General features: G+C 60.8%; 10 protein-coding genes. 3 read left to right on the forward strand and 7 right to left on the reverse strand.

Annotation, left to right across the window (positions count from 1 at the left end; all coding sequences use genetic code 11):
- Positions 1–6: 6 nt before the first annotated feature.
- Together HMPREF9720_RS08780 and HMPREF9720_RS08785 are read left to right on the forward strand one after the other, a co-directional pair.
- Positions 7–993, forward strand: coding sequence for a diacylglycerol/lipid kinase family protein (locus HMPREF9720_RS08780; RefSeq protein ID WP_009597971.1), 987 nt, complete (start codon positions 7–9; stop codon positions 991–993).
- 166 nt (positions 994–1,159) lie between these two features.
- Positions 1,160–1,513, forward strand: a complete 354-nt coding sequence (locus HMPREF9720_RS08785; protein WP_022044100.1) for a nuclear transport factor 2 family protein — start codon at positions 1,160–1,162, stop codon at positions 1,511–1,513.
- Positions 1,514–1,683: 170 nt separating this feature from the next.
- Here HMPREF9720_RS08785 and HMPREF9720_RS08790 read toward each other — a convergent pair whose 3' ends face one another.
- Positions 1,684–2,259, reverse strand: coding sequence for a hypothetical protein (locus HMPREF9720_RS08790; protein ID WP_009597926.1), 576 nt, complete (start codon positions 2,257–2,259; stop codon positions 1,684–1,686).
- A gap of 150 nt (positions 2,260–2,409) precedes the next feature.
- Between HMPREF9720_RS08790 and HMPREF9720_RS08795 the strand changes: the two genes are divergently transcribed.
- On the forward strand, positions 2,410–2,793 hold the full coding sequence (locus tag HMPREF9720_RS08795) for an MmcQ/YjbR family DNA-binding protein (protein ID WP_009598023.1): 384 nt from the start codon (positions 2,410–2,412) through the stop codon (positions 2,791–2,793).
- 273 nt (positions 2,794–3,066) lie between these two features.
- Here HMPREF9720_RS08795 and pnuC read toward each other — a convergent pair whose 3' ends face one another.
- From pnuC to HMPREF9720_RS08825, 6 genes are all read right to left on the reverse strand, one after another.
- Positions 3,067–3,822 (reverse strand): nicotinamide riboside transporter PnuC, encoded by a 756-nt coding sequence (gene pnuC, locus HMPREF9720_RS08800; RefSeq protein ID WP_009598054.1) that lies wholly within the window; start codon positions 3,820–3,822, stop codon positions 3,067–3,069.
- Between the two features lie 57 nt (positions 3,823–3,879).
- Positions 3,880–6,378, reverse strand: a complete 2,499-nt coding sequence (locus HMPREF9720_RS08805) for a TonB-dependent receptor domain-containing protein (RefSeq protein WP_009598093.1) — start codon at positions 6,376–6,378, stop codon at positions 3,880–3,882.
- Between the two features lie 567 nt (positions 6,379–6,945).
- Complete coding sequence (xylE, locus tag HMPREF9720_RS08810) at positions 6,946–8,370, reverse strand: D-xylose transporter XylE (protein ID WP_009597936.1); 1,425 nt, start codon at positions 8,368–8,370, stop codon at positions 6,946–6,948.
- A gap of 4 nt (positions 8,371–8,374) precedes the next feature.
- Positions 8,375–9,688, reverse strand: coding sequence for a xylose isomerase (gene xylA, locus HMPREF9720_RS08815; RefSeq protein ID WP_009598042.1), 1,314 nt, complete (start codon positions 9,686–9,688; stop codon positions 8,375–8,377).
- Positions 9,689–9,711: 23 nt separating this feature from the next.
- Positions 9,712–11,196, reverse strand: a complete 1,485-nt coding sequence (locus HMPREF9720_RS08820) for a xylulokinase (RefSeq protein WP_009598067.1) — start codon at positions 11,194–11,196, stop codon at positions 9,712–9,714.
- Between the two features lie 20 nt (positions 11,197–11,216).
- A complete protein-coding gene (locus HMPREF9720_RS08825; protein ID WP_009597979.1) occupies positions 11,217–11,963 on the reverse strand; it encodes an NUDIX hydrolase in 747 nt (248 codons plus the stop codon).
- Positions 11,964–12,121 lie beyond the last annotated feature (158 nt).

The raw sequence follows: 12,121 nt of genomic DNA on the forward strand, positions 1-12,121 counted from the left end.
TGCGCTTTGGAAGCCGACAAGGTCAAATGGTTCGTCATTGTCAATCCCGTGGCCGGAGGCGGCCGCGGGCTTGACCATTTTCCGCAGATATCGAAGCTCCTGCGCGACGCCCATATCGTCTGCGAACCGGTCTTCACGGAGCATAAGTTCCACGCCACGGAACTTACCGTGTCGGCCGTCAAGGAGGGTTACCGCAATATCATCGTCGTGGGCGGCGACGGCACGCTGCACGAGGTGGTGAACGGACTTTTCATCCAGCAGGAGGTCTGTCCCGACGAGGTGCTGCTGGCGGTGATCGCCGTGGGAACGGGCAACGACTGGGTCCGCACGTTCGGTATTTCGAACCGCTATCAGGATGCCGTGAAGGCCATCGGCGAGGGCTACTCGTTCCTGCAGGACGTGGGCGTGGTGTCGTACGAGGAGTCGCACTACCGCCAGAGCCGCTATATGGCCAACGTAGCGGGCGCGGGTTTCGACGCGCGGATGGTGCGCAAGCTTTCGCACCTCAAGAAAAAGGACCGCAAAAGCCGCTGGCGCTCCACGTGGTGTCTGGTCAAGAACTTCTTCCGCTACAAGTCGACGGGCGTGAAGGTGTGGGTCGACGACCGGCTGGTTTACAACAACCTGCTGTTCAGCATCGCCATCGGCATCTGTAAGTACAACGTCGGCGGCATGCAGCAGCTGCCCGACGCCGTGGCCGACGACGGTATGCTCGACGTGTCGCTGGTGCGTCCCGTGCATTTCTGGCACCTGCTGTTCCGCTTCCACTACCTGTTCAACGGCGGCATCTACCGCATCCGGCATATCCTGCAGGAGAGGGGGAGCTGTATCCGCATCGAGTCGTCGCCCGAAATTTCGGTCGAGGTGGACGGTGAGCTGCTGGGCGAGACGCCGCTCGAATTCTCGATTCTCCACAAGGCGGTCCGTATCGTCGTGGGCCGGGAGTTCTACGACCGGCAGGAGCGCGGCGAGTGTCCGTGCGAGGGAAAGTAGCGGCCGCGGCCGGAATCTGCGCCGGAAAACGGCGTGCGGCAAGCGGTCGTGTCGGGCGGCGTTTCCGGGAAGAAGCGGAAAATAATACGTTAGTCTCTTTAAAAACGATGTATAACACTCGGAAGCCGCTTGGAAGGTAAATCCGAACTATAAATCAAGCATGATTATGACGCCTAAAGAAGTTTTGGAAAAGTGGATAGACCGCTTTAATGCCGCCGATGCGGTTCGTCTTACGGAGCTGTATGCCGAAGATGCGGTAAACCATCAGGTTGCGAATAAACCGGTGGTAGGTAAAACGGCGATCCATGAAATGTTTGCAAATGAATTTGCAACGGCTGAAATGGTTTGTATCGTAGAGAATATTTTTGAAGATGGAGAATGGGCGATAATGGAATGGAAAGATCAGCTCGGACTTCGCGGATGTGGATTTTTTCATGTGAAAAACGATAAAATCGTCTTTCAGAGAGGGTATTGGGATAAACTCTCGTTTTTGAAACAGCACAATCTTCCTATTGAATAATGCTGTGAATTCGTCGCTGCTGTTTTTTGACGGGTATGTGAACCGATGAGAATCTGAAACAAAAAAGGCAGGCTTTTGCAAAAGCCTGCCTTTTTTGTGCGCGGACCGTGCGGCTGCGCGTCGTTTGCCGTGCGATTCCGGTTGTCCCGGTTACGTGGGTCCCGGTTCTGTCAGTCGGCGGTCTCGGTCACCTCCACTTCGGTAATCACCCAGTCGAAGAGGTCGTTGGCGCATCCGGCTTCCATCTGACGAATCTGCGACATGTCGGTCGTGTCGGCCAGTATGGCGTTGAAGAACTGCGACATGGTGCTGTAGGCAGCGTTCACCTTGCCTGCGAAGCAGTTGTAGAAAGCCTTCTGCTGCTGGTGGTCCAGCCCGGCGGGAAGCACGCCCTGCGCCACCAGATAGTTGTACGGATAGATATGGCGCATGTTGTGCGCGTCGGCGTTCAGCTCGTCCACGATGGTCGTGACGACGACCATGTCGACCGTGTCGGTCACGCCCGGCATTTCGACGAAGGTCGTATAGACGGGGTAGGCCCCTTCCAGATCACCGGCCACCTCGTCGGTAAAGAGCACGAATTCATCGTCCGAAAGGTCGTCGAGATAGACCATCTGACGGTAGCTGCGCAGGGCTTCGCGCATCGCCTTGCGCTGTTCGTGATTCCATTGCCGCTGCTGCGAGCAGCCGACCAGACCCGCTGCGAATGTCGACAGCAGGCAGATACAGAGGAGAATTTTTTTCATCGTTTCCTTGATTTTGATTTTACTTGGGAGCAGGACGCAATACGTGTGCCAAAAATTATATATCTTTGGGCTGCGAGTAATTCCGGCCGGCCGTGGGAATGCACCGCTGCGACGGAATTGTGCCGGACCGGAACGAAAAAACGATCGATTATGGATGTACTGACTTTCCGCGACTACTGTCTGTCGCTGCCGATGGCCGAAGAGACTACGCCCTTCGACGAAACGACCCTTGTCTACAAGGTCGGGGGCAAGATGTTCGCCTGCGCCGACATGGCCGAATTCGAATGGGTCGCCGTGAAATGCGATCCGGCCGAAGCCGTGCTGCTGCGCGAGCAGTACGACGAGGTGAGTGCGGCGTGGCACTTCAACAAACGCCACTGGAACGCCGTCCGCACCACGGGCGACCTGCCCGACGGCTTTATCCGCGAGCAGATTCGCAACTCCTACCTGCTGGTGCTGCGGTGCAGCGTGACGCCCAAGGCGCTGCGCGAGGAGATCCTCGCCTATGTCGGGGAGCATGGGTTGCCGGAATAGGGACGCGGAGAAGATTTTCGGGGCAGGCTTCGCTCTTTGCCGGGCAGGGACTCCGATGTGCCGGAGTGTCGTCTTTCTCAGCGAACAAGAACCGGATGCAATAACGCAGTAACGTGGGGCGTACCCTGCGTTACTGCGTTATTCGTAATGGTCGCCGAGTTTCGGCGGCCCAGTGCCGGCGCCGTTCCGCGTTGTGCGGCTCTGCTGTGTCTCACTCGCGTTGTGTTGCTCAGCGTCGGCGGTGGTTTGCGCCGTAGTGATTCTTCGCCTGCGTTACTTTGCGGCGCCGGTCGTTTCTTGTGCCGCGAGCTTGCGCCAGCGCAGGTATCCGGCCACGGCCAGCGCCGAGTAGAGGGCGTAGAGTCCCGCGGTGAGGGGGATTCCCTTGTAGAGATACAGCCCGATCGTTATCAGATCGACGGCCAGCCAGACGAGCCACTGTTCGATGTATTTGCGCGAGAGCATCCACATCGCCACGATGCTCGCCGCCGTGGTCATCGCGTCCCAGAAGGGCACGGTGCTGTTGGTGAACCGGGAGAGCAGGAAATAGATTCCGGCGTGCGCCGCGGCGTAGACTGCGATCAGTCCTGCTGCATAGCGCAGGGGCGTATGCCCGATCCGGACGGCGGCGGGTTCTGCGCTCCGGGCTGTTTGGGCCGCTTCGGGTCCTGCATTGCAGGCCGTTTGGTCGCTATGTCCCGCCGTTGTGTTCCGGGCTGTTCGGGCCGCTGCGGGTTCTGCGCTCCGGGCCGTTTGATCGGTCGGTCCTGCCGCTGCCGCGTTCCGGGCCGTCTTGGCCTTTTTGCGCGGGGCGTTGCGCCATACGAGCCAGCCGTAGAGTCCTGCCAGCACGTAGTAGACCTGCATCGAACAGTCGGCGTACAGCCCCGCCTTGTAGTAGAGCGCGCCGTGGACCAGCGGCATGACGAGTCCCACGATCCACAGCCGGATGTCGGCGCGGTATTCGAGCCAGAGATAGAGCAGCCCCAGCACCACGCCGGCGATCTGCAGGATAAGTTTCCAATCCATCGTTTTATCTGCGTTGCGTCCCTCCGGATCAGGTTCCGGGGGGACGGAATTTGCCCGTCAGAACTTTACCGTGACGTTGGCCAGCACGTTCAGGGGCGCCTGCGCGAAGTAGTAGGCCATGTCGATGCGCTGGGGCGTCGGGTTGCTCCACGTGTCCATGTACGAATAGCCGTAGCCGTTGCTTTCGTACTCGGCGTTGAAGAGGTTGTTGACCTGCAGACCCAGCCGCACGCTCCGGGCGGCGCGGGTGCGGAACGTGTAGCCCAGATTGAGGTTGGTGACGCAGTAGCGGCCGAGCGAGAGCGTCTCGTTCTCGTCGTTGGTAAAATACTGTTTGCCTACGGCCTGCGTGTGCAGCACGGCTTCGAAGCCCCGGTAATGGAAGTCCAGAAACAGCGATCCCATGGCCGACGGCGAGTAGGAGATGGTCCGCTCGCCCAGATTCTGCCCGTAGGTGGGGCTGTTCGAGAGTGCGTCCACATAGTTCTCGATCCGGTTCTGGCTGAAGGTGGCGTTGGCGCCGGCGGTGAACCATCCGGTCACGCGCCACGAAGCCGTCAGCTCGATGCCGCGGCGGTAGCTGTCGGGCACGTTGACGTTCAGTGCGTCGGAACTGTCGTTGACCATGCCCGTATGCACCAGCTGGTCCTTGTACTTCATGTAGTATAGGTTCACGCCCGCGCTGAAACGGGGCGACGAGTAGTCATAGCCCAGTTCGTAGTCGTAGAGTTTCTCGGACGAGGGGTACGAGTCGTCGCCGGAGAACATGTAGCGGTCCGTGAAGTCGCTGCGCGTCGGCTCCTTCTGCGCCACGGCGAACGAGAAGTAGAAGTTGTGACGCTTGGCGAGCGTGTAGCTGACGCCGGCGCGGGGGTTGAAGAAGTGGTATGTCTCGTCCACGTCGATGGGCTGCATGCCCCCGCTCGCTTCGTCGTAGTTGTCGTTCACGCCCCATGCCTTGTAGTGAACGTAGCGGTACTGCATGTCGGCGAAGAGGTTAAGTCCGCGGGCTACGGTCCAGTTGGCGCGTGCGAAGAGGTTGGCGTCCTGCTTGTCCACGTCGTTGTCGTACCAGCGTTTGCTGCGGTAGTCGGCGGGATCGGTCTCCTGCATCCAGTCCAGCTCGCCCCAGTGGGGACAGCTGTAATAGCTCCACGAACCGCCGAAGGCGAGGTCGAGGTTGTCCGCGGCGTAGGCCGCCGCAGCGTTCAGGCCGCCCAAGTGGTTGCGCATGAGTTTTTCGCGGATCAGGTCCCTGCGCACGGCGATGCGTTCGCCGTCGCCGTCCGTCACGAAATTGCCTTGGTCGTCGGTCTGGTAGGCCAAATGGTCGGGGAAGAGGTATTCGAAGAGTTTGGCGTTGTCCTTATACTGCTTGTAGTAGCCGTAACCGTAGGTGTAGAAGGCCGTGGCGCTCAGCGTCCATCGGTCGCTCAAGCGCTGGCTGAGGATCAGCTGGTTGTTGATCTGCAGGTAGTTGTCGGTCTCGTCGTCGTAGAAGTTCACCTGCTGCCACTCCCCGTCCTCGCTGTTCCAGATGCGGTGGGAGTAGGCGTCCGAGGTGGAGTACATGCCGCTGCTGTTGTAACGGCGGCCATTGAGACGCATCTCGTCGCGCGTGGCGCCGTTGTAGCTGAGGTTGGTCTTGGCCTTGCCGCCGAACGAAACCAGCTTGAGCATCGTGTTGCCGTTGTAATAGCCGCCTTGGAACATGTAGGAGGTGAGGGAGGTCCCTCCGCGGCGGATGTAGCCGTCCGAGGAGAGGCGCGTCAGGCGTGCGTCCACAGTCCAATGGCCGCCCATCAGCCCCGACGAGACGTGCACGGCCTGTTTGTTGGTGTTGTACGATCCGTACGAGAGCGAGACGTCGCCGCCGAACTCGGTTTCGAGCGGGGCCGTGGACATATTGACCGCGCCGCCGAAGGCGCCCGTGCCGTTGGTCGAGATGCCCGCGCCGCGCTGGATCTGCATCGTGCCGACCGACGAGATGAGGTCGGGGGTGTCGTACCAGTACATCGAGTGCGAGTCGGGGTTGTTCATCGAGACGCCGTTGATGGTGACGTTGAGCCGCGTGGCGTCGGTTCCGCGCAGGCGCATCGACGTGCCGCCGATGCCGATGCCGGTTTCGTTGGTGGCGATCATCGAGGGAGTCAGCGCCAGCACCGACGGAATGTCGAATCCGTAGCTGTTGCGGGCGATCACCTCGTGCGAAAGGTCGGTATAGGCGACCGGCGTGCTGCCCGATGCGCGCGTGGCGGTCACCTCGATCTCCTGCAGGCGGTACATGCGCACGGAGTCTTCGGGCCGGGCCGGCCCGGCGGCTGCCGTGATCGCTTCGCTTGTCTTTGCAGGGGGAACGGCAGCTGCCGTGACAAACGCCGCGGATCGTGTCGCGTCTGCGGCGGTTGCGGCGTTCGTTACGCCTGCGGTGAGGGAGACGGCAGCCGGAGTTTCGGCCGCAGCGGTAATTACGGCGTTTGCCGGATTCTCGGCGCTCGCCGTGTTTGCGGCGACGCAGAGCGCGACGGCCGCGATGGGAAGTAGAAACCTTTTCATGTCTGAACTTTTAAAAGTTAATGAACTGAAAAGGGGTATGCGTTGAAAGATTATGCATCCCGGTTTCGGCATTACCCGTATCCGGTTCAATGGGTATAATCTCAGCCTGATAGTAAGGCACCCCTTCGAAATATCGACGGCAAAGGTAATAAAAGATTCGGGAAATCGGGAGCGGGATGCGAAGAATTTCTGAAAAACTCAGCAGGTGCAAGCAGGAACGGTTGTCCGATGGTTTCGTGACGATAATGCAACGACGCGGGCATGTGCCCGCGTCGTTGCACTGCGGCCGATGACTTTTCCTTGCGAATCGGGTTCGGACTGCTCTTTCGGCTCTTTTGGTCCGTTGTTCTGCTGCCTGCGTTGCCCGGTTACGCCTGCGTATCCGCCTGCCCCGCCGGCAACCTGCGATGCTCCCGGCTTTCGGATTGCGCCTCCGGGGTCCTTGCTGTCGGAGATGGCCGGGTGCCTGAGTCTCCCGGCCGGGACGCTCTGTTACCGGCAATGCCCGGTCTCAAGGTCCGCCCGGTCCGGTTGCCCGTTGTTGCGACGTCCGGTTTTTGCCGCGGCTCAGTCGCCGTTTTTCCGCCAGAGTTTCGACATCTCTTCGAGGGTTCTGCCCTTGGTTTCGGGTACCCATTTCCAGACGAAGAGTGCCGATGCGAGCGCCATCAGGGCATAGATGCAGTAGGTGCCACCGACGCTCCATGCACTCAGCGACGGGAAGGTCGCCGAGACGAGGAAATTCGAGATCCACTGCGCAGCCACGGCTACGGCCACGGCCTGCGAGCGGATCGTGTTGGGGAAGATTTCGGAGATCAGCACCCAGCAGATCGGGCCCCACGACATCATGAACGATGCGGTGTAGATGATGATGAAGACCAGCGCCGCAATGCCGATCGACCCGGTGAACGAAAGCGCCGCAAGGGCGGCCATGCCGATCATCATACCCGCCGAACCGACGATGAGCAGCGGTTTGCGGCCCACGCGGTCCACGGTGAAGATCGCCACGACCGTAAAGAGGATGTTGACCACGCCCATCACCACGGTCTGGAGCATCGAAGCGTCGCCCGACGCGCCCATTCCGGCGAAGATGCGCGGGGCGTAGTAGAGCACGACGTTGATGCCGATGGCCTGCTGGAAAAACGAGAGCAGGATGCCGATCAGGATCACCGCTGCGCCGTAGGCGAAGAGCCGCTCGGTCTTGGCGTGTACCGTCCGGCGGATTTCGGTGTGAATCGTGCGGGCCTCGGCCGCGCCGTTGATGCGCGTGAGCACCTGCAATGCCTTCTGATCGCGGCCGGTGAGGGTCAGGTAACGCGGGGTTTCGGGCACGAAGAGGATCAGCAGCAGAAATGTCGCCGCGGGGAACGCTTCGCTGAGGAACATCCTGCGCCAGCCGACGGAGACCATGGCGGCCTGAATGGCTTCGCCCGTGTCGCCCAGCTGGTTGCGGATCAGATAGTTCACGAAGTAGACGACCAGCATGCCGAAGATGATGGCGAACTGGTTGCACGAGACGAGCGTGCCGCGGATCTTCGCGGGCGAGATTTCGGCAATGTACATCGGACACACGGCCGAGGCAAGTCCCACGCCGATACCGCCCAGAATGCGGTAGATGTTGAACGACGCCAGCAGCGGCAGCGACGCTTCGCCGTAAGGCAGGATGCCGCTTTCGGGCCGCCACGAGCCGACGGCCGAGACGAAGAAGAGCACGGCCGCCGCGACGAGCGAGCGTTTGCGTCCCAGACGCGAGGCCAGCAGGCCCGACAGTGCACCGCCGATGACGCAGCCCACCAGCGCGCTCGATGCGGTGAAGCCGTGCATCCACGGCGTGTAGGTGAAGTCCGCCGCACTGCGGAAGAACTGGTCTAGGGCCTGCTCGGCTCCCGACACCACGGCCGTGTCGTAACCGAACAGCAGGCCGCCGATGATGGCCACCAGCACGATCGAAAGCAGATAGGCGCGGCTCCCGGTTTCTTGGGTTTTAGTCATAAGGTCAGATATACATGTTCACGATCGCTTCGAACAGCTCCTGTTTGCCGCTGCGCTGGACGGGTTCGTGCCGGCGGGCGTAGTCGGCGACCTGCTCCAGCGTGAGCTTGCCCTCTTCGAAGAGCCGGCCTTCGCCTGAGTCGTAGGAGGCGTAACGTTCGGCGAGCATCTTTTCGTAGGGCGAGTTGTCGAGAATGTCGGCGGCGATGAGCAACGCGCGGGCCATGACGTCCATCGCGGCGATGTGGGCGATGAAGATGTCTTCGGGGTCGGTCGAATTGCGGCGCGTCTTGGCGTCGAAGTTCGTGCCGCCGCCCTGCAGGCCGCCGCCGCGGACGATGACCATCATCGCTTGCACCATTTCGTAGAGGTCGATCGGGAACTGGTCGGTGTCCCAGCCGTTCTGGTAGTCGCCGCGGTTGGCGTCGATCGAGCCGAGCATCCCGGCATCGACGGCGCACTGCAACTCGTGCTCGAAGGTGTGTCCGGCAAGCGTGGCGTGATTGACCTCGATATTGACCTTGAAATCCTTGTCCAGCCCGTGCGCCCGCAGGAACCCGATGACGGTCTCCGTGTCGGCGTCGTACTGGTGCTTCATCGGCTCCATCGGTTTGGGCTCGATCAGGAAGTTGCCCTTGAACCCCTTCGAACGGGCGTAGTCGCGGGCCATGCGCAGCATGGTGGCCATGTGCTCCTTTTCGCGCTTCATGTCGGTATTGAGCAGCGACATGTAGCCTTCGCGTCCGCCCCAGAAGACGTAGTTCTCGCCGCCCAGAAAGATCGTGGCGTCGATGGCGTTCTTGATCTGCAGCATGGCGCGGGCCGCGGCGTCGAAGTCGGGGTTGGTCGCGGCGCCGTTCATGTAGCGGGCGTGGCCGAAGACGTTGGCCGTGCCCCATAGCAGTTTGATGCCGGTTTCGTCCTGCTTCTGCTTGGCGTAGGCTACGATCTGGCGGAGGTTCTTTTCGTACTCTTCGGGCGTCGCGGCTTCGTCCACGAGGTCTACGTCGTGGAAACAATAGTACTCGATGCCGATCTTCCGCATGAATTCGAAACCCGCGTCCATCTTGGCTTTCGCGCGCTCGATCGGGCATGCGGACTCGTTCCACGGGAAGGTTTTGGTGCCGCCGCCGAACTGGTCGCCGCCTTCGGCGCAGAGGGTGTGCCACCACGCCATCGAGAAACGGAACCAATCCTTCATCTTGCGGCCTTTCACGATTTTTTCGGGGTCGTAGTAACGGAAAGCCATCGGGTTCTTCGACTCCAGGCCTTCGAATTCGATCTGTCCCACGGTGGGGAAATACTGTTTTGATGCCATGATATTGAATGATTTTCAGGTTGTTATTCCATTCTTTTCTCTACTTCCCGGACCCATGCCCGGTAACCTTCTTCCAGCGTCTCTCTGTCAGCTTCGGCGGGTTCCACGACCTCCAGCCTGCGCAACGCGGCGAACGCTTCGCCGCGCGTCTTGTAGTAGCCGGCGCCCAGCGCCGCGCCGCGGGCTGCGCCCAGCGCGCCGTCGGTATTGAACAGTTCGATGCGGGCGCCCGTGAGCGTCGAGAGCGTCTGCCGGAAAAGCGGCGAGAGGAACAAGTTTGCTGCGCCTGCGCGGATGACGTCGGGGCGCACTCCCAGCCCGCGCATGATGTCGATGCCGTAGCGGAAAGAGTAGGCGATGCCCTCCTGCGTCGCACGCAGGATGTGGGCCGTGGTGTGGCGGTTGAGATCCAGTCCGATGATTCCGGCTCCGGGGCAGCGGTTGCAGAGCATACGTTCGGCTCCGTTGCCGAAGGGTACGACCGACAGCCCTTCGGAACCTGCCGGGACGCTTGCGGCCAGCCGGTTCATCTCCGCATAGTCGAGCGTCTCCTGCGTGACGTTGCGGCGTATCCACGAGTTCATGATGCCCGTGCCGTTGATGCAGAGCAGAATGCCGTAACGGGGATTGCTGGCCGTGTGATTGACGTGGACGAAGGTGTTCACGCGCGACTGCGGGTCGGCTTGGCGTTTGTCCGTGACGCCGTATACCACGCCGCTCGTGCCGCCCGTCGCGGCGACTTCGCCCGACTCCATGACGTTGAGCGAAAAGGCGTTGTTGGGCTGGTCCCCGGCGCGGTAGGAGATCGGAGTGCCTGCGGGGATGCCCAGCAGCCGTTCGGCCGCTTCGTCCGTGCGGGCCTCCGTGCCGATCGAGACGCCGGCTTCGGGGATCGTCTCCTGCGGAATGCCGTACCATCCGGCCACGAAATCGGCCCGCCGCTCCTCTTCGAAGTCCCAGAGTATCTGCTCCGAAAGGCCGCTGACGGAGGTGGACATGCGTCCCGAAAGGCGGTAGGCGATGTAGTCGCCGGGGAGCATGAATTTGTATATCTGCGCGAATATGCCGGGTTCGTTGCGCCTTACCCACGCCAGTTTCGACGCAGTGAAGTTGCCCGGTGAGTTGAGGGTGTGCGCGAGACAGAACTCCCGTCCGATGCCTTCCAGCGCTTCGGCCCCGATCTCCACGGCGCGCGAGTCGCACCAGATGATCGAGGGGCGCAGCGGACGGCCCTGCTTGTCGAGACAGACCAGTCCGTGCATCTGGTAGGTGATGCCCACCGACACCACGTCGCTCATTGCAAAGCCCTGCGCCGCAATGGTCCGAATGCCTTCGCAGACGTAATGCCACCACATTTCGGGGTCCTGCTCGGCCCAACCGCTCTGCGGCGATCCGATGGGCATTTCGGTCGCGGGGTTGGCGGACGAGGCCGCGCACTCGCCCGACGCGATGTCCAGCAGCGATACTTTGACCGACGAGGAGCCTATGTCTATGCCTAAACTTTTCATATGTTATCTGTTGTTATGGATCAATACCTCCAGTTGTTGATGAATCCCAGCTTCAGCTTCGCTTTGAGCGCCTTTTTGTAGGCGTTTTTATTAAAGGTATAATATTGCGCCGGCTTGTGGGCTACGCCCTGTTCCCGTTCTGCGGTCGGGGTCAGAAACCCCGACGCGAGTATCTTCTTGCGGAAGTTGCGGTTGTCGATTTCGATGCCCAGCACTGCGCTGTAGAGGTTCTGGAGCGCGCGGATGGTGAATTTGCGGGGCAGCAGTTCGAAAGCCACGGGCGATTGCAGCATCTCGCGGCAGAGAACCGCCAGCGCCGCCGAAAGTATCTGCTTGTGGTCCATCGCCAGCCGCTGGATCGAATCGACATCGACCCATTGTGCGCCCTTGGCCGTGGTGTAGGCGACGGTACGGGTGTCGAGCTTCACCAGCGCGTAATATCCCACCGTCACCACGCGTTCGGTCCGTATGCCGTGATAGCGGTTGATCCACTCCAGCTCCTCACCGCTCACCCGGTTGGGATCGGAGAATATATCCATCTGTTTGAGGTATACGTCCCGCAGTCCGGTGGCCTCTTCGAGCACACGGTAGGCGGCCTGCGGCAGCGTCTCGTTGTCGAGAATCATGGCGCCCGGCAGTTTGAGCTTGTCGAGACGGGTGTCGGGGGCATAGTAGCGCCGCTCGATCAGCAGCACTTTGAGCGACTTGCCGTTGAAACCGAACACGGCGCAGTCTACCGACAGCGATTGGTTCATCTGGATGGACATGGGGCTGGTTTTAGGTTGCAGACGTAAAATTATCCATTCGGCGGATGAAAAACAAACTTACGGCCGTTTTTACGCTAATTGTTCGGCGCGTATGCGCCCCTCGGCCCGGTGAGCGTCCGATTACGGGCGTCGGACAATAGTCGCTTTTTTACGCTAAG

The sequence above is a fragment of the Alistipes sp. HGB5 genome, from assembly GCF_000183485.2.
Taxonomy (GTDB): Bacteria; Bacteroidota; Bacteroidia; order Bacteroidales; family Rikenellaceae; genus Alistipes; species Alistipes finegoldii.

Coding starts and splice junctions, on each gene's coding strand:
- HMPREF9720_RS08785 (WP_022044100.1), top strand. CDS start 1,160: ATGACGCCTAAAGAAGTTTTGGAAAAGTGGATAGACCGCTTTAATGCC.
- HMPREF9720_RS08790 (WP_009597926.1), bottom strand. CDS start 2,259: ATGAAAAAAATTCTCCTCTGTATCTGCCTGCTGTCGACATTCGCAGCG.
- HMPREF9720_RS08795 (WP_009598023.1), top strand. CDS start 2,410: ATGGATGTACTGACTTTCCGCGACTACTGTCTGTCGCTGCCGATGGCC.
- pnuC (WP_009598054.1), bottom strand. CDS start 3,822: ATGGATTGGAAACTTATCCTGCAGATCGCCGGCGTGGTGCTGGGGCTG.
- HMPREF9720_RS08805 (WP_009598093.1), bottom strand. CDS start 6,378: ATGAAAAGGTTTCTACTTCCCATCGCGGCCGTCGCGCTCTGCGTCGCC.
- xylE (WP_009597936.1), bottom strand. CDS start 8,370: ATGACTAAAACCCAAGAAACCGGGAGCCGCGCCTATCTGCTTTCGATC.
- xylA (WP_009598042.1), bottom strand. CDS start 9,688: ATGGCATCAAAACAGTATTTCCCCACCGTGGGACAGATCGAATTCGAA.
- HMPREF9720_RS08820 (WP_009598067.1), bottom strand. CDS start 11,196: ATGAAAAGTTTAGGCATAGACATAGGCTCCTCGTCGGTCAAAGTATCG.
- HMPREF9720_RS08825 (WP_009597979.1), bottom strand. CDS start 11,963: ATGTCCATCCAGATGAACCAATCGCTGTCGGTAGACTGCGCCGTGTTC.